Genomic DNA, 20,730 nt, shown 5'->3' with positions numbered 1-20,730 from the left:
TCCCGGCCTCTACAAACGCCGATAGTGATGGGAGTCTACGGTTACCGGTCGCACTAGTAGGCAAGAACATGAATATCACTGCTACCAGTCATCCGAAAATAGGCACAAACCCGAGGGTTGATTACGCTCGCTCACGGCAACTCGAGTGATGACCGAGATCATCGACGGAAACGCCGTTGCGAGCGAGATTCGCGATGGACTGACCGACGCGATCGAAACGCTCGCGGACGCCGGAACGCGGCCGGGACTCGCGACCGTCCTGATGGGCGACGATCCCGCGAGCCAGACGTACGTCAACATGAAACAGCGCGATTGCGAGGAGGTCGGGATCGAAGGAACCCACGTCGAAATCGACGGGGACGCCCCGGCAACCGAGCTGTACGACGCAATCGAGGATCTCAACGACGATTCGTCCGTTCACGGATACATCGTCCAGGAACCGGTTCCCGATCACATCGATTATCGAGAGGTGCTTCGACGAATCGACCCGGCCAAGGACGCCGACGCGTTCCACCCCGAAAACGTCGGCCGGCTCGTCGCAGGCCAGCCTCGATTCAAGCCGTGTACCCCGCACGGGATTCAGAAGTTGCTCGAGGCCTACGACGTCGAGACGGAAGGGGCGGACGTGACCATCATCGGTCGATCGAACATCGTCGGGAAACCGATGGCGAACCTGCTTATGCAAAAAGCCGACGGCGGCAACGCGACGGTTACGGTCTGTCACTCCCGAACCGAGGATCTCGAGGCAAAAACAAGGCGTGCCGACATCGTGATCGCCGCCTCCGGCGTCACGGAACTCGTCGACGCCTCGATGCTCGCCGACGGAGCGGTCGTGATCGACGTCGGCATCTCTCGGGTCGACGCGGACAACGAGAAGGGGTACGAACTCGTCGGCGACGTCGACTTCGAGAGCGCGAAATCGAAAGCGAGCGCCATCACGCCCGTTCCCGGTGGCGTCGGGCCGATGACTCGAGCGATGTTGCTTCACAACACGGTCAACGCGGCGAGTACGCAGCAAGGAATCGACGTCGACCTTCCCTGAGAGGGTCGTTCGTACCTATTTTCAGCCAGCCTCAGCGGAGAACGAGTTTCGCCGAGCGAAACCGATGACTGAGTATCTATGCCGGGAGAGAATTACGAACGACCCTATGAGCCGGATGGGGTCTTCCGGCAGTTTGTGACACCCCTTCTGTGATCCGATCTACTCGTACTCGAGCGTTCGAATTCTGTGTGTCGCACTCGCCAGGGCGTCCCCGTCGCCGCGGAGTCCATCCGCGAGTTCGCGTGTCGCCCGGATCAGGGTCTCGGCAGTTTTCGGTTCGATATCGCCCTCGAGCATTCGGATTCGCGTGACGTGATCCCCGAGCGTCTCGAGCGCGCTTTGTTGGTCGGTCGTGAACGATTCGTTCTCGCTCCAGGTTCGGATATCGCGGCGGTACTCTCGAACGGCGTTCGCGGCGGCGATCCCGCGAGCCGAGCGGAGCGACGGGGGAACCTCGGCCGGCGGTGGCCGTTGACCGCGATCTGCGATCTCGAGCAGGGAGAGGAAGTAGAGCTCTTCGTCCTCCTCGAGTCGTCGTTCGCGCGCAACGATATCTGCGATGTGAAGTAACTCGGTCGCGGCGAGATAGGTGTCGTCGAGTTCTCGAAGATCGCCGCCGTTGACGAATCCCCGTTGACGAATGTATTCGCGGGCGCGCTCGCGACTTCGATCGGCGAGTTCGCCCGTCGAGCTGTCGTCGATAGTGTTCCGGACCGGCGTCAGATCGAACGCGACCTCCATATCCGTGTGTTCGGTTCGATCGTCGAGACCGACGCTTCGGAGCGTCCCGCAGTTCGGACAGCTAACGCTCCCGGTCTCGTAGTACGACCATCGGGTGCCACACTCGGTACACTCGCGCTCGCCCCGAATTTTCATACTCGCGTGTACGGCGAGGAGCCCAAAAGACCCACCGACCTAATCACTCCCCTCGAAACAGGACGGATGCCGCAGAGATCCCTCCAATACCGACCGTGAGCCAGTACGTACAGACTCTGTAGATGATCGCGATAGTCAGCGCGGCCGCCGGCTCGAGTTGCCCCAGCGTCGTCAGACTCGCTGTTACCATTGCTTCGACTCCGCCAGTTCCGCCGGGAGCGGGGACGATGGCACCGAGCTTTCCGAGGGCGACAACGAGGGCAACGACCGGCAGTGAGAGTTGGTGACCGAGCGCGGCTGCACCGATGTAGACCGGGAGCATCAGGAATATCATCCCGATGTGTGCGTACACCGCCGTGATGAGGAGCGTTCGTCTGTCCGCCGTAATCATCGTGATAGTCGCGTAAAAGCCGTCGAGTCTGGTGCGGACGGCGGACCGACTGAGTTGTTCGTCGAACCGAGGCGTAAGTTTTCCGAGAACGCGTCGGAGGACGCTGGTAATAAAGAGGACGATTCCGTAGACAATATCTGGACGACGAGCACCGACGGCGATAATCGAGATGACCGCGACGAAGAGGGCGCTGAAGGCGACGAACTGCGCGAACAGATCGTTACCGAGCGCATCACCAGTTGCGACGATTCCGAGGGCCAGAAACCCGAACGAGTAATAGGGAAGGTAGTTCAGCAGATCCGCGGAGATGATTCCCGCGAGACCGTCCTCGTACGCCATCTCCGACTCCTGGACAACGAGGTACGCGACGAATGGCTCGGTGGCAAGCTGGCCGTAGGGCGTCACGTACTTGAGGAACATCGCGGTGAGAAAGACGCCAGTGATACGTTTTCGAGACAGTCCGTTATCGACCAACGTGAGGAACCTGTTCCAGACGAATCCACGAAAGGCCAACGCGAAAATGCCTGATAAGACACCGAGACCCAACACTGAGTAATCCGCCCTCGAGAGCTCATCGAATACGTCTTGGCCCCCAACTGCGGTAATGAGAACGGCCATGAGGAGCGCCGCAAACCCAAATCCGAGCGCGATCCGTCGTTTCACGCCTCGATCATTGTATTGTAGTTACAACTAGGTTATGAATGCAACGGGATCGAGCCGCGTATCAATTCCATCAGTTGCGACACCCGTCCTCTCAGTTACGCCGACTGTCTGATTTCGTTATTGGAAGTGCCCTAGGTGATCAACGTACGGCAGTTGCAGGCCGCATTCCAACAGTCTGGAACGTACTATCTGATTGTATGTCTCGCCCACGACTCAATCGACGGAAGTTCGTAGTTGCCGCTGGTTCAGCAAGTGCACTGGTTTTAGCCGGTTGTGCCGACGACGATCAGGATAACGATGATCCCGCGGACGACCCCGAAGACGACAACGGTGATCCGGTCGGTGACGACGATGACGACGACCCAGCAGATGACGACGAAGACGGCGAGTATACGCTCACCGTAACCGTCGAAGACGGTGACGAAGAGCCCGTGGAAGGAGCGACCGTCACCGTCGACGAGGGTGACGAAGCCGATCCAGCGGACGAGGAAGACGATGAAGAGATGGACGGCGAAGACGAGGAGGACGACGAAGAGATGGACGACGAGAACGGTGAGGACGAAGAAGACGAAGACGACCCAGCGGACGAGGACGACGATGAGATGGACGACGAAGAGATGGAAGACGAAACCGACGAGGACGGCGAGGTGGAATTCGAGGGCCTCGAGGACGGCGAATACACCGTTACCGCCGAGCACGAAGGGGATGAGGCGGAAGAAGACGTCGAAATCGACGGCGACGACGAAGAAGTTACGCTCACCCTCGGTGAGGAAGGAAACGGTATGGACGAAGAGGACGACGACATGAACGGAGCGGATGACGACGATATGGACGACGAAGGCGACGATAACGAATCAAACGATAACAACGCCTGATCGGGAGGATCAATCGAGATCCCCTTCGGTCACCGTTTGGTCACCGTTCGATCGGATACCCAAATCGGTCGTGCATTTTTTCGCGCCACTGCAATCCGACAGCGGTAGCGTTGTGACGAAGCGGGTATCTGTCGCAGCCACTGGTATCTGACAGTCTGTTCCGAGTCTCGGGAACGTCCACGAAAACGGGCAGTGGCGACCTTTTTGCGTCTCGAGTGGTTACTCCTTCATATGCGAGACGAGCAGGAAATCCGAGAGCAGTATGAGTTCCTCAAAGAACATCTCGAAAGCGAAGACATGAACCACGATGGCGTCGAGAAAATGTTCACGTATTACAAACGGGCGCTCGGATGGACCCTCGAGGAAGAACACATTTAACGAAAAATAGAATCGTCTCAAATATATCCGCCTTTCAGGCATTGTCGATACCTTTAAGTACTCCGGGCCAATTTCTTCAGTTGACGCTTCGCTTGGAGGGCCGAAGCGTCAGCGGGGACCAATTCAGGGCGGCAAGCAACCGCGTGGCATTTTTCCGCCACGCGGTTTGCTTTCCTGTTTACGGATGGCTAATCTATAATAGTGGTATCATTGCACTTCTCGAGTCAACTCGATAGGGTACGGTGGTACAACGTTGTATGACATCCTCCCCGGCGTGGGCGCTGGTGGGGTTTCCTCGCTGTAGAAGGTAGCGGAGCGGATACCCCATAATTGTACTCTCAAAAACCATCTGAAAGCTAAACATGAACTGCGTGTTATGTGTGGATCCGTGGCTAATCTCTCACTAGTGCTATAGGTGGTGTGAATCTCCGTTGTGCGTACGCTATTCGGAAAATGGCCGTATTGATCGGAGCAACCCGACATATTTATTAAATTCCGACAGTAAGTACAACCGGTACTTACCCAATGTACGACCTGACAGGATTTCAGCGTGACTTGCTCTATGTCATCGCTGGCGAGGAAGAACCTCACGGACTGGCCATCAAGGAGGAACTCGAACAGTACTACGAAAAAGAGATTCACCACGGGCGACTCTACCCGAATCTGGACACGCTCGTCGACAAAGGTCTCGTAGAGAAGGGGCAACGGGACCGGCGGACCAATTTCTATACGCTCACCCGACGCGGGCAACGCGAACTCGAGGCCCGTCGCGAGTGGGAAGCGCAGTACGTCGAGCTCTAACGACGAAATCGGCCCCCTCGCTCTTCGAAACATATCGACTCGATAGTCGTCTCAACTGGCCAGGGGTGGTTCGCATCTCCAATTTCCGCTCCTACTGAATTCCCGTGAGAACAGATCAGCGAATCCGCTCGAATCCGAATTCTTCCGATACAAAAGTTGTATTTCGGCAGTCCGTTTATATGTGTATGCGAATAACACTGGGAGATGAACGGAATCACGTTACAGGTCGTCGAGGGGACGCTCGACGAGACGGTCGTTCGGATCGCGCTGGCTGGTGCGCTCGGATTGTTTCTCGGCCTCGAGCGAGAATGGTCCAAACGATCGGCCGGAATCAGAACGTTCTCCCTGATAAGTCTCCTCGCGGCCGTTTTTACGATTCTCGTTCTCGAGACCGATATTGGAGAAGGGTTACTCGTCCTGGGTGGACTGCTGGTCATCGTTCAAGGAGTCTTACTCGCCGTCAGGGGCCTCATAGACGACGATGAGGAATCGGGTCTTTCGCTGACGACCTCCGTCTCGATGCTCGTCGCCTACGGGGTCGGATCGCTAGTCGCGGCCGGATTCATCATCGAGGGCGTAACCGTTGCAGTACTCTCCTCACTACTGCTCGTCCTCAAACGCGAACTCCACGAGTTCGCCTGGGGGCTCTCTCGGGAAGAAATGCGCTCGACGACCGAGTTCGCGATCCTGGCGTTCGTCATCTACCCGCTGTTACCTCCCGAATACGTTCTCGAGCTCGGGACCACCGATATACCGGTCGAGCCACAGGTGATCTGGTTGATGGTCGTCGCTGTGGCGGGGATCGGGATCGTCAACTACGGCATCGTCTCGAGTTACGGCGGCCGTGGAATCGCCGTCACGGGCTTTTTCGGCGGACTGGCGGCCTCGACCGCGGTTGTGGGGACGATGCTCGATCACGTCCGCCAACGGCCGGAGGCTGCCTCCTACGCGGTAGCGGCGATCATCCTCGCGGACGCGGCGATGGCCGTTCGGAATCTGGCTATCGCGCTCGCGTTTACCGTGGGAGGCGGCGTCGATATCCTCTACGAGGCAATCGTTCCCCTCGGCGCGGTGATCGTCGTTGCGTTCATCGTGGCTGGTGTCACCGCGAATTGGAGAGAGTCGACTGTGATGGAACTCGAGAGCCCGTTTTCGATGAAAAACGCACTCGCATTCGGGGCGGTCTTTCTCGCTGTGTTGGTGTTCGGATCGCTCGCGGAGGTGTGGTTCGGAACGCTCGGGTTCTACGTTACAGCCGTCGCGAGTGGACTCGTTTCGAGTGCCGGTGCGACGACCTCGGCCGTCGTCCTGTATCGTGGCGGACAGCTCGGTCCGACGGAAGCGACGATCGCGATATTGCTCGCAACGGTCTCGAGTATCGTCGTCAAAGCCCTCCTCGCTGCGACCTCGTCGAACCAGCAGTTCAAAAATCAAGTCGCAACCTACAGCGCCGTCCTCCTGCTCGGCGGTGCGCTTGCCTCCGTTGTTCTGGTCATTTAGGAGTACGCTTGCTCCGAGTTGGGATATCACGACCGGAACGTCACTCCAAAGTCGGGACAGCTTTGGGTATCCACGACACAGTATACGGCGTGTCATATCCGGTTCGAGCGACTCGGCGCTGCATTCAGCGCGATCACGAAACGGTCATCGACGGGATCGACTACTGTGCTGACCTGGTCGCCAACACCTGGGACGGTACCCAGACGACCGAGCGCCGACGCGTAATCGAACCGTTGCAATCTGCCCTCGAGTCCGCGGGAATCCTCGAAACGCTCCCGGTCGTTCTGTCCGACGCCGTCGAATCAGCCGGATACGACCTCGAGTCGACACCGGTTCCGGCTCCCCCCTACGTCGTTCTCACGAGTCGAGGGCCGATCTGTCGGGCGACGATCGAACCCGGCCGAGTGCTCATCCGGTTCGACGTATTCGATATCGTTCGGAAAGCGACTCCGGTCTACGAACGCCTCGACGGTATTCAGCTATCGGTTTCGTTGGAGTGATGAAGAGGTGATTGTGCGCTGAACAGACGCAATATCACGGCCTATGCCGTGGAGGATGTCGAGGTGTGATTTCCGGATTCTGAATACTCGTAGCGCTAGGCATCAACACACATCGATTAACAACACCGGTGTATTTATTAGTAACTTCCCACAATAGGGTGTTGGTGTCTAATAGTGACTGTTAATCCACGATCGGCGTCCCGACGACGGGTGCTCGCTGCATCGGGTTCGCTGACAACGCTCGCTCTCGCCGGTTGTCTCGGCGGGGACGACGATGGGGAAGAGAACGGTGATGACGACGGTGGCGACGGAGGCGACGAGAACGGAAACGGTGAGGAACCCGAGGACCTCGAGATCGAAGAATTCGAGGTCATCGATCGAGACGACGATTCCGTAACCGTATACATCCACGGCGAACACTGGCACGACGATCCGCTCGAGGTTCCAGACGACGACAATCTCTCCCTCGGCGTACACGCCGAGGACGAGGACGGCGACGAGATCGAACTCGGTGACGAGTACGAACTCGCCGTCGAGGTGCCAGACAGCGCTGAGGAGGGAATCGTCGAAAGCGATCCGGACGAGGATTTCCACGGGGATCACGTCCACCTCCACGGCGTCGGCGACGGGTTCACGACGGTCGTCTTCCAGATTCGATCCGACGACCACGTCGTGTACGAAACGCCTGATCTCGAAGTCGTCATAGGTGAATACGACAACGACCACGACCACGACCACGACCACGATCACGACGATGACGACCACGATGACGACCACGATGACGACCACGATCACGACGATGACGACCACGACGATGACGACCACGACGACGACCACTGATCGGATTCTCTGATTTCGACGCTATCACCGACAGAATGCGATTCTCGACTATCGTCCGTGAGAGCCAGTGCGTTTGTGATGCACCGAATTCGCACGCCGATGACCGCTTTCGTTCGGAACGATTACTAAGACGACTCTCTCGAGTGTCACGAGTTATTAACGATATCCGATCCCATAATAACTCTTTTACCCATTCACTCGTACGTACTCGTATGAACCGTACACGCCGATCCGTCTTCCGAACAGGGGTGGGGGCCGTCGCGTTCGGCACGATCGCGGGGTGTCTTAGCGAGCCCGATAGCGGTGGATCCGAAGGCGGCTACGCTGCGTTCTTTCCACTTTGGGACTGGGCCGAGCAGATTGCCGGGGAGGAAATAGCGTTCGAAAACGCCATCGACACCGGTCAGATGGGACACGGGTGGGAGCCACCCAGCGATCTGCAGCGAGACATCGCGGACTCGAACGTTTTTATCTATCTCGATACGGACGAGTTCGCGTGGGCACAGGAGTTTGCGGCGGAGTTCGAACGCGATTACGACCACGTCACGTTGATCGACGGGATGGCTGGGCTCGAGAACCAACTTCTCGAGATGGACACCGACGGCGACTTCGACCGCGAGCCGGCGGACCGCGATTTCGACCCCGACCAAATCGAAATTACCGGGTTCGACCTCTACGATCAGCGAACCGGAGCGGAAGTCGCCTACTGGCACGACGGCCACTGGCACGGCGGCGTTCCGGACGTTCCCGTCGACGGCGAAATTGCGGTCGCTGGCGTCTTCGAAGACGCAGACGGGAACGTGCTCCCGCTCGGATCCGACGAACAGTTTCAGCTCGAAGTCAGCTACGTGGACGAGGAAAGCGACGCACTCGAAATCGAATCTCGAGGAGATCACGTCGTCCTCTCCGGTACTGAGGTGTCCCAGACGCGGATCGTCTTCGAACTCGTCGCCGACAGCGAAGTCGTCTGGGAAACGAGTGCCGATACCTCAATCGTCTCGGTCGTGGAGGAACTCGAGGAGACCGACGCTCCCGAGAACGCGGATCCTCACGTCTGGATCGATCCCGTAATCGCCCAGGACATCGTCGAAACGATCGCAGAAGGTCTCGCGGAGGCCGATCCGGACAACGCCGAGTTTTACGAGGAAAACGCAGCGGACTATCTCGAAAAACTCGAGGCAATTGACGACCAACTACACGAGCTAACTGAAAACGCGGACCGTGACGTTGCGGTTTTCGCTGGCCACGATTCCTATCAGTACATCGAGCGCCGGTATGATTTCGAACTCCACACGCCGGCCGGCGTCTCGCCGGATGAAGTCGAGAGTACCGAAGATATCTCCGAGATGATCGAAGTCGTCGAGAAACACGATATCGAGACGATCCTCTATGACCCCTTCGAGACGCAAAATCCCGACGAAGACGTTCCCGACATGGTCGAGGTCCTCCTCGACGAAACGGATGCAACGGAGTACGAACCCCTGACGCCACTCGAGGGGAACACCGAAGCGTGGGACGATGCGGGATACGGGTGGGTCGAACAGATGGAAGAGATCAACATCCCGTCGTTGAAACGGGCACTCGGTGCCGAGTGATTCGACGAAAATGGAAGAAATAAGCCGCCTCGCGTCCGAGGAGGAAGTGAGTATACCGTGAACCCGGCAGTTGCTATCGAGAACGTCACGTTCGCGTACGGAGACAAAGTCGCGGTCAGAGACGTGTCGCTGACGATCGAGAAGGGTGACTTTCTCGGATTGATCGGCCCGAACGGGTCGGGGAAGACGACGCTCTTGCACCTCATGCTCGGGCTTCACTCCCCCGACGAGGGTTCCATCAAACTGTTCGGCGAGCCGGTTTCGGAGTTCGAACACGGCGAACGCATCGGCTACGTTTCCCAGCAAGCGACCAGCCGCGGCGGAACGATGCCGGTGACCGTCCGCGAAGCCGTAACGATGGGCCGGTTTCCGCACGCGGGCCACTCGAGGTTGAGCGATTTCGATTACGAAATCGTCGACGATGCTATCGAGACGGTCGGAATAACGGAACTCGCCGACCGGCGAGTCAACCAGCTCTCGGGCGGCCAGCGCCAGCGGGCGTTTATCGCTCGAGCGCTCGCCTCCGAAGCGGACCTGCTCGCGTTGGACGAGCCGACGGTGGGCGTCGACGCCGAATCTCGTGACGAGTTCTATCGACTGCTCGATTCGCTGAACGAGTCGGGAATCACGGTCGTACTGATCGAACACGATATCGGCGTCGTTACTGACCGCGCAGACCACATTGCCTGTATCAATCAGGAACTGTACCACCACGGCGATACCGAATCGTTCGTCGAAAGCGACGCCCTGACCGAGGCGTACGGAACATCCGGACAGGTCGTCCACCACCACCACTGATGAACGGATCTCTAAGACGCCCGCTCGAACTCGTCGGCATCGGATTGACCGCCCTGTTGGCGGTCATCATGATCGCGTTTGTCGGTCTCGAGTGGCTTCGCGGCTACGGCTATGCTGAAGGGCTCTACGACCAGTTTATCATCTTCGGACAGTGGATGGATGTCTACCTGGGAACGAACGTCTTCAGCTACGGGTTCATGTGGCGATCGGTCGCGACGGCCGTCTTGATCGGCATCGTCGCACCGCTGGTTGGAACGTATCTAGTCCACCGGGAGATGGCGCTCATCGGTGAAACACTCGCGCATACGGCTTTTGCCGGCGTCGCCGTCGGATTGCTGTTCACCACGACGACTGATTGGGACGGCTCGCTGTTGACGGCCGCGCTCGTGGTTGGCGTCCTCGGGGCTCTTGGCGTTCAGTGGTTGACGGAGCGAACGAACACCTACGGAGACGTTCCCATCGCGATCATGCTGACGGGGAGTTTCGCCGTCGGAACGCTCATCATCAGTTACGGCCGTGGTCTCTCCGGCGTGAACATCGAAGAGTATCTCTTCGGAAGCGCCGCGTACGTGACGACCGGCGGGTCACAGCTGATGGCGGTGTTAAGTCTCGTGGTCGTCGCCATTGTCGCGGTGACGTACAAACAGTTGCTGTTTATCACCTTCGACGAGCAGGCCGCACGTGTTGCGCGGCTCAACGTCACCTGGTACAACACGCTGTTGATCGTGATGACCGCCGTCGTCGTCGTCGGAGCCATGCAGATTCTCGGCGTGATCCTCGTCGCCGCGATGTTGGTCATCCCTGTCGCGGCCGCCTCCCAGATTTCTCACAGCTTCAGGGAGACGCTTATCCTCTCGATCCTGTTCGGACAACTCTCGGTGCTTGGCGGCTATGGTATCGCTATCCATCAGGGACTTCCCCCGGGCGGCTCGATCGTCGTCGCCGCGATCATCATCTATCTCTTTGCGATTTTTGGATCGAGCCAGTCGATATCGGCGCTGTCGACGCACTAATTCGAGATCCTCCTTCGGACTGGGAACGCCGAACACGTTTAACACGCTGCTCGTGAAATCCTCGACCGATGGGAAGGCTATCCGAGCTGTTCGAACCCGATACCGTCGCCGTCGTCGGCGCAACGGATCGCGAAGGCGCGGTCGGTCGAGCGATCCTCGAGAACCTTTCGAGTGGATTCGCCGGCGAGGTCGTTCCGGTAAACCCGAACCGCGATACCGTGCTCGGCCTCGAGTGTTACGCCGACCTCGAGAGTGCCCCGGCGGTCGACCTCGCGATCGTCATCGTTCCGCCGCTGGTCGTCCTCGAGACGCTCCGAGAGATCGGCGAGGCGGGAACCGAAAACGTCGTCGTCATCACGGCTGGCTTCTCCGAAACCGGTGTTGAAGGGGCCGAACGCGAACGCGAACTCCGAGAAATCGCGGAAACGTACGACCTCAACGTCGTCGGCCCGAACAGTCTGGGAGTCATGTCGACGCCAGTCGGAATGAACGCGACGTTCGGCCCCGAAAACGCTCGCGAGGGGTCGATATCTTTCATGAGCCAGTCGGGCGCGTTCATCACCGCGGTGCTCGACTGGGCCAACGAGCAAAAGATCGGGTTCCGAGACGTCGTCTCGCTGGGCAACAAGTCCGTTCTCGAGGAGACTGACTTCGTCCGCGAGTGGGGAGACGACCCCGACACGGACGTCATCATCGGCTATCTCGAGGATATCGACGCGGGCGAGGAGTTCGTCCGCGCCGCGCGGGCGGTGAGCGACGAGACGCCAATCGTGCTGGTCAAATCCGGCCGGACGGACGCGGGGGCACACGCGGCCTCATCTCACACGGGTGCGATCGCTGGGAGCGAACGCGCGTACGAAACGGGGCTCCAGCAAGCCGGTGTACTCCGAGCGGAGTCCGTGCAGGAACTGTTCGATTACGCCCGTGCGCTTTCCGGGTTACCGCTCCCGGAGTCCGGTGACGTCGCCGTCGTCACGAACGCCGGCGGCCCCGGCGTTCTCACGACGGATGCCGTCGGTGATTCGTCCCTCGAGATGGCATCGTTTGCAGACGAGACGCTCAAGACACTCACCGAGTCGATGCCTGAGGAGGCGAACATCTACAATCCGATCGACATCATCGGCGATGCGGACGTCGAACGGTTCGGCCAAGCGCTCGATACTGCACTGGCCGATCCGAACGTCGGGAGCGCCGTCGTCGTCAGCGCGCCGACGGCCGTTCTCACGTACGACAAGCTCGCGGAGGTGGTGATCGAGACGCGGGAGCGACACGGAAAGCCCGTCGTCGCCTCGATGATGGGCGGCGACCGAGCGCGAGCCGCCGAGGAAGTGCTCCGCGAGTTCGGAATCCCGAACTACTTCGATCCGGCGCGCGCAGTTTCCGGGCTCGATGCGCTCGCTCGGTACCGCGCTATTCGGAACCGGTCCAGGGACGAACCGACGACCTTCGACGTCGACCGCGAGCGAGTGCGGGAGATTCTCGAGCGGACAACATCGCGTCCCGGGAATCGCCTCGGAATCGAGTCGATGGACCTTCTCGAGGCGTACGGCATTCCGACGCCAGCAGGTTCCGTCGTCGATGACCCGAAGAAGGCACGAGACGTTGCGGAATCGATCGACGGCGATGTCGTCATGAAAATCGCGAGTCCGGAGATTTCACACAAGTCGGACATCGGTGGCGTGAAGGTCGGCGTTCCCGACGAGAACGTCTACGACGCATACGAGGACCTCGTCACTCGGGCGCGAAATTACCAGCCGGATGCGAGAGTGCTCGGCGTTCAAGTCCAGGAGATGCTCGAGATAGACGAGTCGACCGAAACGATCGTCGGCATGAACCGTGACCCGCAGTTCGGCCCACTGTTGTTGTTCGGTCTCGGCGGGATTTTCGTGGAGATTCTTGAGGACACGTCGGTACGGGTCGCACCGATCGGCGAGAGCGAGGCCCGCGAGATGGTTGACGGCCTTACGGCCGCCCCGCTGTTGGCCGGTGCACGGGGGCGCGAACCGGCGGATATCGACGCCGTCGTGGAGTCGATCCAGCGGTTGTCACAGCTCGTGAGCGATTTCCCGGCCATCCTCGAACTCGACATCAACCCGCTCGTCGCAGGGCCGGACGGCGTACAGGCGATCGATCTCGTTCTCACAGTCGATACGGAGAAACTATGACAGACACAGATACCACCCCAGATAGCGACACGGATACCCGGACCGAGACGGAGGCGCTCCTCATCAGTTCCCTCGAGGCAAGCACCGGAAAGACCGCGATTGCGCTGGCGCTCGCCCGACTCGCTCACAACGATAGCGACGGCGGCGAAGCCGTCGGCTACATGAAACCGAAAGGGACCCGTCTCGAGAGTAACGTCGGGAAGACGCTCGACGAAGACCCGTTCCTCGCCCGAGAACTCCTCGAGTTTGAGGCGGAGATCCACGATATGGAGCCCATCGTTTACTCACCGACGTTCGTCGAGCAAGTGATTCGAGGGCGGGAGGATCCCGATGAGCTTCGAGAACGGGTCCTAGAAGCGTACGAAACGCTCGCGGCGGACTGCGATCGGCTATTCGTCGAAGGCGGCGGCAATCTCGACATCGGCGGCATCATCGACCTCACCGATGCGGACATCGCCGAGTTGCTCGACGCTCGGGTACTACTCGTCGCGTCCTACGAATCACCCGGCGATGTCGACCGCGTCATCACGGCGGCTCGGACGTTCGGAGATCGGCTGGACGGCGTCCTCTTTAACAACGTTTCCGACGCGGCGTACGACGAACTCGACACGGACGTCGTTCCGTTTCTCGACGGAAACGGTATTTCGACGCGCGGAATTCTCCCGCGGGAGCAGACGCTAGCCGGTGTCACGGTGAACGAACTCACCGAGGCACTCGGGGCGACGATGCTCGCGGAGGATGGATCCGAATCGTACGTGGAACGGTTTACCGTCGGAGCGATGGGAGCCGAAAGCGCGCTTCGGCACTTCCGCCGGACAAAAAACGCTGCCGTCATCACGGGTGGCGATCGGTCGGAAATTCACACTGCCGCCCTCGAGGCACCGGGAGTTCGTTGTCTCATCCTTACCGGTGGGCACCGTCCGTCGGGAGCCATCATCGGGCAGGCAACCGAACGCGGGATTCCGATACTGGCAGTCCAAACGGACACGCTCACCACCGTCGAACGCGCCGAGGACATCGTTCGCAGTGGACGAACGCGAAGCGAACGGACCGTCGAAGAGATGGAATCTTTACTCACCGAGTACGCGGATATCGAACACGTTCTTGAAACCCGTCCAGAGGAGTGACTCGAGTTTCGATCACTGGGTCTTCGTAAAACCGGTAGGTCGGTCCGGGCAAACCGACCCGTTCCGGGTCGCCGAATGTCAGAGGCACCCCGGCAACTATGTCTACACGTTCCACACCCATATGCTCATTTGGTGCGTTACCGACCACACGGTGATCTCGATTATTTAGATCTTATGGTTATTTATAAGTAGTGGCGTCCACATTCAAGAGAGAATACACTTTTCAGCGTCATTTTTTTCGGAAATGACGGCAGTATTGGGTTTTAATCCGACATAATGTCGGAGGCTCGCGCGTCTGACTAACAATTAAGAGTGTGCCATGCAAGAATGGAATTATGGACGATACCCAGCAGGAAATTACCTCCCTCGTCGGTCGCGAAGTCTATTCGAACAACGGCGTTTTCGTCGGCGAAGTCGAAGACCTGCGCCTGAACGTCGACGGCCAGACCGTTACCGGGCTCGCGCTCGGGGGCCTCAACACGGAGCTATTCGAGGCCGAAGCTCGCGGTGCAAGCGGCGTTATCGTCCCGTATCGTTGGGTCCGCGCCGCTGGGGATGTCATCCTCATCAACGATGTCGTCGAACGCGTTCGCAACCCCGACGAGGAAGAAGAAGAAGTAATCGCCTAGTTAGCTCCCGTTCGATCCTTCTCCACCTTCGACGCCCATCGCATCGAACAACGTCCGTTTGACCGCTTCTTCGGTCAGTTCAAGGAACGTATCTCTCGTCTCCGCCGAGATTTCGATTCCGGTAAAGATGCCGAGCGGGATCTCCGCGCTCGCCTGCGTGGAGTGACCCGCCGTTTCGCCGATTTCGCCGTAGGCGTCGGCGAGGATCTTTCCGATATTGATTCGGATATCCTTCGACCGCGCCGAGAGGAAAATAGTCTCGTCGGCGATACCAAAGACCGCGGTCGTCGTCACGCCCTCGAGATTGAGCAGATGGCTAGCGGCCTGGGTCAACGCTTCGCGATCACGAACGATTCCCGCGTTGGAGACGAGATGACTCCCCTGTACGTCCCGGTTCGCGATCGCCTCCGCGAGAACGTCGAGCGTCTCCGGAGACATCGACGGCGATTCGACCTGTTCTAGGGTATCGTGATCCGCAAACGGGTAGAGGTAGGCGGCGGCGGTGAGATCTGCAGGGGTCGTATCGCGTTTGAAATCCAGCGTTTCAGCTCGAATCCCATACAGGAGCGCGGTCGCGACTTCTTCGGAGACATTGACGTCGAACTCCTGGATGTACTTCGTCATGATCGTCGACGTCGAGGACATGTTCGGGCGAATGTCGACGAAATCGGGTTCGTACTCCGCCTCAGGTTCGTGGTGATCGATAACGATATCCACGTCGAGATCGACCTCGCTCGAGGTCGAGTGATCGACGAGGGCGACCGTATCGTGATCGGAGAGGTCCTCGAGTTCGTCCCACTGGACGAGATCGATTCCGAGTAAGTTCACGAAGGCCCTGTTTTCCTGGTGGCCCATATCACCGAGATAGACGATATCTGACTTCACGTCGAGGTGTGTGGCAATCGCCTGTAACGCCGCCGCGCTCGCGATCGAGTCCGGATCCGGACTCTCCTGGGTCACGATCGCCAGTCGCTCCGTCGTCTCCTCTAAGAGCTGTGCGAGCTTTCCGGCATTGTACTCGAGTTCCCCCGACTCGAGTGCGCGGAGCGCGGAATCTGCGATAACGGCCGAGGGGTTGATGACGATATCGGCCCCGAGTTCGGAAAGTTCGTCGCCGGAGACGGGATCGCTCGCGCGGGCGACGACGAACTGATTGCTGTCCGTATTTCGGATGTGTTCGACGGCGCGTTTGTTCGCCTCGACGTTCGAGGCGAGGATCAAAACGACATCGCGTTCGGCGACCAGATCGGCGGCCTCCGGTTCGCGAATGTCTGCGGTTCGTGCATCGAGGTCCTGATCTCGAAGTGATTCGACCCGGCTTTCGTCTCGGTCGATGATAAGAACGTCTTTGCCTTGCTCGACGAGTTCCTCCGCGACGGCGTAGCCGACGCTCCCACAGCCGAGAATAGCGTAGTCAGAAATCGACGAGATCGTAACCCCCATACTCATATGAACGTGATGTAGGTCTCACAGCACTTAACGCTCCCGAAGATTGGTACGTTCCGTGAACGGTGATTGGGATTGGCAGTAGTTGTTGTGTGCGCACCCCTCCCACGACGGGTGCCAAGGGAAACGTATTTGAATGCGTATCCGAAAATTTCGGGTACAGGGCCGGTAGCTCAGTTAGGCAGAGCGTCTGACTCTTAATCAGACGGTCGCGTGTTCAAATCGCGCCCGGCCCGCTTTTGCGACGAACACTTTCGTGAGGAGCAAAGCGGCCAGAGCGATTTGAACTAGACCAGAAAGGCGCAGCGGAGCGAGCATTTCTGGGCGTAGTTCATAATCGCGCCCGGTCCGCATCTTCCCGTAATGATTAGAATTTCGAACACGGCGTGGCGATTTGGAATTGTGGAGAGGTATGTCCGCGAATCCGCCACTCGAGGGCAATTTCACACGAGTTAGCGGGACGGAATCAAAATACGTGTGAATCAATGGGGAGTTTCCGGGGTTTCGATAACGAAGGCAGATCTAGTACCCACTGTCAAATTGCGTCCACACCCAGCCGGTCAGTCCGAGTACAATAACGATGAATACATAGACCGCAATAAACCCACCAATAGCATTGATATTCCCGGTTTTAACTTCTGCAACCGCGATTTCGAAGGCGGCGAACAGGGCGATGACGAGAGCGAACACGCCAGCTACTCTCCAGACTCCGACGTTGAACCCAGTATTATTCATAATCGGAATATCCACGTCAATGACCTAAAATGTCTGCTTGTCACATTTCATCAAGATGATCGTAGATTCGTTCTGTCGTCTGGATCGAATGCAATACGCTGCGTGCAAGCAGGAGGGTCAGATGCATTGAGATTCTTGACTCTTATTCGATAGTCGTGTTGAGACAACCCCCTCGTAGGATGTCAATGCGAGATCCTCGAGTTTGGTACGAGCAGTATTACGGTGACAGTTCAATAGTTCAGCGATCTCGGGGGCGTCAAAGGGATCGCACCCATCTTCGGCCGCTACAAAGAGGTGGAAAATGTCGTCAATCGTGATTCTCGGTTTTCGTCCGCCAGACATTGCCTATGGCCTCTCATCCGAACTATCTACGATCTCGGACAACTCGAGCAGATCTGAAACGTCGTAGGTCGGCGTCACCGAGAGATCGACAGAACGGCAGTGCTCGCGGCGGACGAACACCGAATCCAGCCCGGCCCGGTGTGCGGCGATCACGTCGCTTTCGCTATCGCCGACGTAGAGCGCCGAATCGGCCTCGAGGTCGGCCAGCGCCTTCTCGAGATAGTGAGTGTTCGGCTTTTTCAGTTCGAGGCTCTCGAGCGTTTTCTCGCGGCCGTAGTAGGTGTCGAACAGCGAGTGGAGGTCGAACGCGTCCAGGACGTACTCGATCGTGCTATGGTGGTTGTTGCTGACGACGCCACAGGTGTGTGGAAGCGCCGCAATCGCGGAAACGTCGTCGTATAGGGCCCTAGCCCCGTCCCGAAATTTCTCGAACTGGGATTCCTCGTCGAGGCGTTCGCGCGCTTTCCAGAACCGCTCGGGCTCGAGGTCGTACGTGGTACAGATTTCGTGGAGTTCCTCGAGCGTGACGCCCTCGACAATCGCGTCGACGTGATGGGGTTCGACAGCGGTTGCGCCGACCGAGCGGAACGCATCACGGGTCGCGTCGGCCTGAGTCTCGCTGGCAGGCGGATCGACGAGGATGCCGTCGCTGTCGAAGAGGACCGAATCGTACGTCGTCATGTCTGACAGTTCTCGAGAACTTAATTGGATTTTTCGGTTATTGCAACTAACGCATCTCTTGGCTCGTGCGTGTCGTCCGCGCGGATTCGCTTGAGTCCCGTGCCGATCATGAACGTCGACTCGAGGCCGAGCATCCCGCGCGAGTGATCCGATCAAAACCCGTCAAAACGAGTGTTCGTTCGATTCGCTATTCCGATTCGTCGGCGTTCATCTCCGGAATGTTTTCGGATTCGTCTATCGGTTCCTCGAACGGTTCGTCAGCCGGCGGTTGCTCCACCGGCGGTTCGGTTCCCGGTAGATCGGCGTCGCCGGCCGATCCTGTCACGAGGAAGTCAGCAAGATTTCCGATGAGGACGTTGTTGTCCGCACGCTGTGCGTTTTCGGGCTCGAGAAAGCTCGAGTCCCCGATAAGTGCGGTGTTCCCGTCAACGGCAGCGACATCGTACTCGCCGTCTTCACGGGTAGTCGACAGCGTCGCATCGGTCTCGAGTACCGCATCACTGTCAGTGGTACCTACCGAGGAGGCGCTTCGGAGAACAACCTCCTCCACGCCGTCGGTCAGTTCCGAACTACCGGTTGATTCGGCGTAGATGCTGAGGTAGTTGTTGTCGTTCTCCGTGATGTTGTAGAGGTAGCCCGCATCCGTGTACAGTCCGTCCGAGCCGCCGAGTTCGGCGACGCTACCGGAGCTACCGGGGTCGGCGGTCATCACGAAGCGGCCACCGGCATCAGTAAACGCGTCGATGCTCTGTCGGTCTTGTGCGGTGAACGAAACGGAGCCGGGCGCGACGAACGCGTCGGCCTCGTCGAGCGATTGTGCGAGCGGTCCGTCTTCTATGGCACCCGCGTAGAACTCAACTTCGTGGCCGTTTTCGATGAGCGTCGAGACGAGCGGCGTAACACCCCGATCGGCACCGCCCATGGTACCCGTCGAGAGTTCGGGGGACTCCCCGCTATCCTCGATCGGCAGCGGATCGACCGCAACCTGCCCCGCGGCCGCTCCACCGGTGTGGATCAGGATGGTATTCGACGACTCCTGACTATCCATCGTGATATCGCCGCCGTCTGCCGTTTCGTCGGGCAGTGCGTGCTCGGGTTCGAAGTGGCTTTGCTCAAGCTCGGCCGGTTCCGGCGTTCCATCGTCGACGACGAGAGTGCCTGCGGCCACGAGCCCGACGGTGAGAACGAATCCGAGAACGAATGTGGCGATCAGCGTCCGGCCAGTTGCGCTCATGGCTGTTCACCTCCGTGATCGGCGGCAACTACTGAATCGGCCGGTTCACCGCCGACCTGCTCGTGCCAGACCTCCGGAGCAATCAGTTGCGGTTGATACGGATTGATCTCCGTCTCGCCGGTAGCCTGTATCACTGGTTCACCGTCGTCCGTCGTTTCGATAACCAGTCCGTCGAAGGGACCGGCATCGCTACGATTCATCTCGATATCGTAGGAGTCCACTCCGGCCGCCTCAGCGGCGCTGTGGATTGCATCGTCGAGCGTACCTATCTCGTCGGCGTACCCGTTGTCGACTGCTTCGACACCGAAGTAGGTCCGTGCATGTGCGACCTCTTCGCGATCGAGTTCGATTTCGTCGCCGCGTTGTTCCATGACACTGTCGACGAACGTCTGTTTGATCATCTCCGTATCAGCTCGATCATCGTCCGGATGGGAGGATCCCTTGTCTGGCGCACTCTGTCCCTCGCTCGGGCCGGTCGGCATCGGTGCCGGGCCGGTCACGCCAACACTGCCGACGGACGAGGATGGCGCAACGTAGATTTCGTCGGCGGGTGCCATCGCGTAGTACGCACCAGATGCACCTACCGAGTCAACCGCCGCCGTTACCGGCATCTCTTCGGCGGTTCGTTCGACCGCCGTGTACATTCGTTCGCTCGAGGCCGGTTGGCCGCCGCCACTGTCGATCTCGAGAACGACCGCTTCGACGGAGTCGTTGTGACGCGCGTCTCGAAGTTCGTCTTCGAACTCCTGAGATTCGCTCGAGTCGATAATGCCGTTTATTTCGACAACTTTGACTGTCCCGTCTCCACCACTGCCGAGGGCGTACACCTGCGGCGCTGCAAGCGCACCAGCTGCGATTGCAAGCAACGCTACCACCGCAACTTGCTGTCCTCGCGAAAGCCTATTGAATGGCCATAACGTCATGTGATCGGACATTCTCACATATAATACATAACACGATAAGAGGAGTTTCAGTCTCAGAAAATGCGAACGAGTCTGCCACTTCTGTGAGAAAAACGACCTCGGATCCGCGTTCCCGTTATTTCATGGCTAATTCGACCGGGAGTAACACAGCGCCCGGTCGGGAGACGAGACTGTCA

General features: G+C 58.7%; 20 protein-coding genes and 1 tRNA gene. 14 read left to right on the top strand and 7 right to left on the bottom strand.

The window, feature by feature from the left end; all coding sequences use genetic code 11:
- Positions 1-148: 148 nt before the first annotated feature.
- The gene (locus tag QNM96_RS15615) at positions 149-1,042 is read left to right on the top strand and encodes a bifunctional methylenetetrahydrofolate dehydrogenase/methenyltetrahydrofolate cyclohydrolase (protein ID WP_283837517.1); all 894 of its coding nucleotides are present in this window, start codon (positions 149-151) and stop codon (positions 1,040-1,042) included.
- A gap of 159 nt (positions 1,043-1,201) precedes the next feature.
- Here QNM96_RS15615 and QNM96_RS15610 read toward each other — a convergent pair whose 3' ends face one another.
- Both QNM96_RS15610 and QNM96_RS15605 read right to left on the bottom strand, forming a co-directional pair.
- Positions 1,202-1,918, bottom strand: a complete 717-nt coding sequence (locus QNM96_RS15610) for a TFIIB-type zinc ribbon-containing protein (RefSeq protein ID WP_283837516.1) — start codon at positions 1,916-1,918, stop codon at positions 1,202-1,204.
- 43 nt (positions 1,919-1,961) lie between these two features.
- Positions 1,962-2,972 (bottom strand): lysylphosphatidylglycerol synthase transmembrane domain-containing protein, encoded by a 1,011-nt coding sequence (locus QNM96_RS15605; RefSeq protein WP_283837514.1) that lies wholly within the window; start codon positions 2,970-2,972, stop codon positions 1,962-1,964.
- 197 nt (positions 2,973-3,169) lie between these two features.
- Here QNM96_RS15605 and QNM96_RS15600 point away from each other — a divergent pair, with 197 nt between their 5' ends.
- From QNM96_RS15600 to QNM96_RS15545, 12 genes are all read left to right on the top strand, one after another.
- A complete protein-coding gene (locus tag QNM96_RS15600; RefSeq protein ID WP_283837512.1) occupies positions 3,170-3,847 on the top strand; it encodes a hypothetical protein in 678 nt (225 codons plus the stop codon).
- A gap of 231 nt (positions 3,848-4,078) precedes the next feature.
- Complete coding sequence (locus QNM96_RS15595) at positions 4,079-4,225, top strand: hypothetical protein (RefSeq protein ID WP_283837510.1); 147 nt, start codon at positions 4,079-4,081, stop codon at positions 4,223-4,225.
- A gap of 525 nt (positions 4,226-4,750) precedes the next feature.
- Positions 4,751-5,026, top strand: coding sequence for a PadR family transcriptional regulator (locus QNM96_RS15590; RefSeq protein WP_283837509.1), 276 nt, complete (start codon positions 4,751-4,753; stop codon positions 5,024-5,026).
- Between the two features lie 204 nt (positions 5,027-5,230).
- Positions 5,231-6,526 (top strand): MgtC/SapB family protein, encoded by a 1,296-nt coding sequence (locus QNM96_RS15585; protein WP_283837508.1) that lies wholly within the window; start codon positions 5,231-5,233, stop codon positions 6,524-6,526.
- A gap of 89 nt (positions 6,527-6,615) precedes the next feature.
- Positions 6,616-7,026, top strand: coding sequence for a hypothetical protein (locus tag QNM96_RS15580; RefSeq protein ID WP_283837507.1), 411 nt, complete (start codon positions 6,616-6,618; stop codon positions 7,024-7,026).
- Between the two features lie 210 nt (positions 7,027-7,236).
- Entirely contained in the window at positions 7,237-7,866 is a 630-nt protein-coding gene (locus QNM96_RS15575; protein WP_283837506.1) for a hypothetical protein, read from the top strand.
- Positions 7,867-8,078: 212 nt separating this feature from the next.
- Positions 8,079-9,461, top strand: a complete 1,383-nt coding sequence (locus QNM96_RS15570; RefSeq protein WP_283837505.1) for a zinc ABC transporter substrate-binding protein — start codon at positions 8,079-8,081, stop codon at positions 9,459-9,461.
- A gap of 57 nt (positions 9,462-9,518) precedes the next feature.
- Positions 9,519-10,259, top strand: coding sequence for a metal ABC transporter ATP-binding protein (locus QNM96_RS15565; RefSeq protein ID WP_283837503.1), 741 nt, complete (start codon positions 9,519-9,521; stop codon positions 10,257-10,259).
- Complete coding sequence (locus QNM96_RS15560; RefSeq protein ID WP_283837502.1) at positions 10,259-11,272, top strand: metal ABC transporter permease; 1,014 nt, start codon at positions 10,259-10,261, stop codon at positions 11,270-11,272. The genes QNM96_RS15565 and QNM96_RS15560 overlap by 1 nt, the downstream gene beginning before the upstream one ends.
- Before the next feature lie 68 nt (positions 11,273-11,340).
- Positions 11,341-13,437, top strand: a complete 2,097-nt coding sequence (locus QNM96_RS15555) for an acetate--CoA ligase (RefSeq protein WP_283837501.1) — start codon at positions 11,341-11,343, stop codon at positions 13,435-13,437.
- Complete coding sequence (locus tag QNM96_RS15550) at positions 13,434-14,564, top strand: phosphotransacetylase family protein (protein WP_283837499.1); 1,131 nt, start codon at positions 13,434-13,436, stop codon at positions 14,562-14,564. Before QNM96_RS15555 ends, QNM96_RS15550 begins: the two co-directional genes overlap by 4 nt.
- A 335-nt stretch (positions 14,565-14,899) precedes the next feature.
- Complete coding sequence (locus QNM96_RS15545; RefSeq protein ID WP_283837497.1) at positions 14,900-15,193, top strand: PRC-barrel domain-containing protein; 294 nt, start codon at positions 14,900-14,902, stop codon at positions 15,191-15,193.
- On the opposite strand, the gene QNM96_RS15540 is transcribed toward QNM96_RS15545, so the two are convergent.
- Positions 15,194-16,642 carry a DHH family phosphoesterase gene (locus QNM96_RS15540; protein ID WP_283837496.1) on the bottom strand — a complete coding sequence of 483 codons (1,449 nt, stop codon included), beginning with the start codon at positions 16,640-16,642 and terminating at the stop codon, positions 15,194-15,196.
- Positions 16,643-16,801: 159 nt separating this feature from the next.
- On the opposite strand from QNM96_RS15540, the gene QNM96_RS15535 reads away from it, so the two are divergent.
- A tRNA-Lys gene (locus QNM96_RS15535) sits at positions 16,802-16,875 on the top strand.
- A gap of 286 nt (positions 16,876-17,161) precedes the next feature.
- On the opposite strand, the gene QNM96_RS15530 is transcribed toward QNM96_RS15535, so the two are convergent.
- The 4 genes from QNM96_RS15530 to QNM96_RS15515 form a co-directional block, all read right to left on the bottom strand.
- Complete coding sequence (locus QNM96_RS15530; RefSeq protein ID WP_283837494.1) at positions 17,162-17,374, bottom strand: hypothetical protein; 213 nt, start codon at positions 17,372-17,374, stop codon at positions 17,162-17,164.
- Between the two features lie 345 nt (positions 17,375-17,719).
- Positions 17,720-18,397, bottom strand: a complete 678-nt coding sequence (locus QNM96_RS15525) for an HAD family hydrolase (RefSeq protein ID WP_283837493.1) — start codon at positions 18,395-18,397, stop codon at positions 17,720-17,722.
- 187 nt (positions 18,398-18,584) lie between these two features.
- Positions 18,585-19,631: a hypothetical protein gene (locus QNM96_RS15520; protein WP_283837491.1), complete on the bottom strand. Its 1,047-nt coding sequence runs from the start codon at positions 19,629-19,631 to the stop codon at positions 18,585-18,587.
- Positions 19,628-20,506, bottom strand: a complete 879-nt coding sequence (locus QNM96_RS15515) for a S49 family peptidase (RefSeq protein ID WP_283837490.1) — start codon at positions 20,504-20,506, stop codon at positions 19,628-19,630. The genes QNM96_RS15520 and QNM96_RS15515 overlap by 4 nt, the downstream gene beginning before the upstream one ends.
- Positions 20,507-20,730 lie beyond the last annotated feature (224 nt).

It is taken from the genome of Halostagnicola sp. A-GB9-2, assembly GCF_030068615.1.
In the GTDB taxonomy this organism is placed as follows: Archaea; Halobacteriota; Halobacteria; order Halobacteriales; family Natrialbaceae; genus Halostagnicola.
This window is presented reverse-complemented; position numbering and strand designations above follow the sequence as displayed.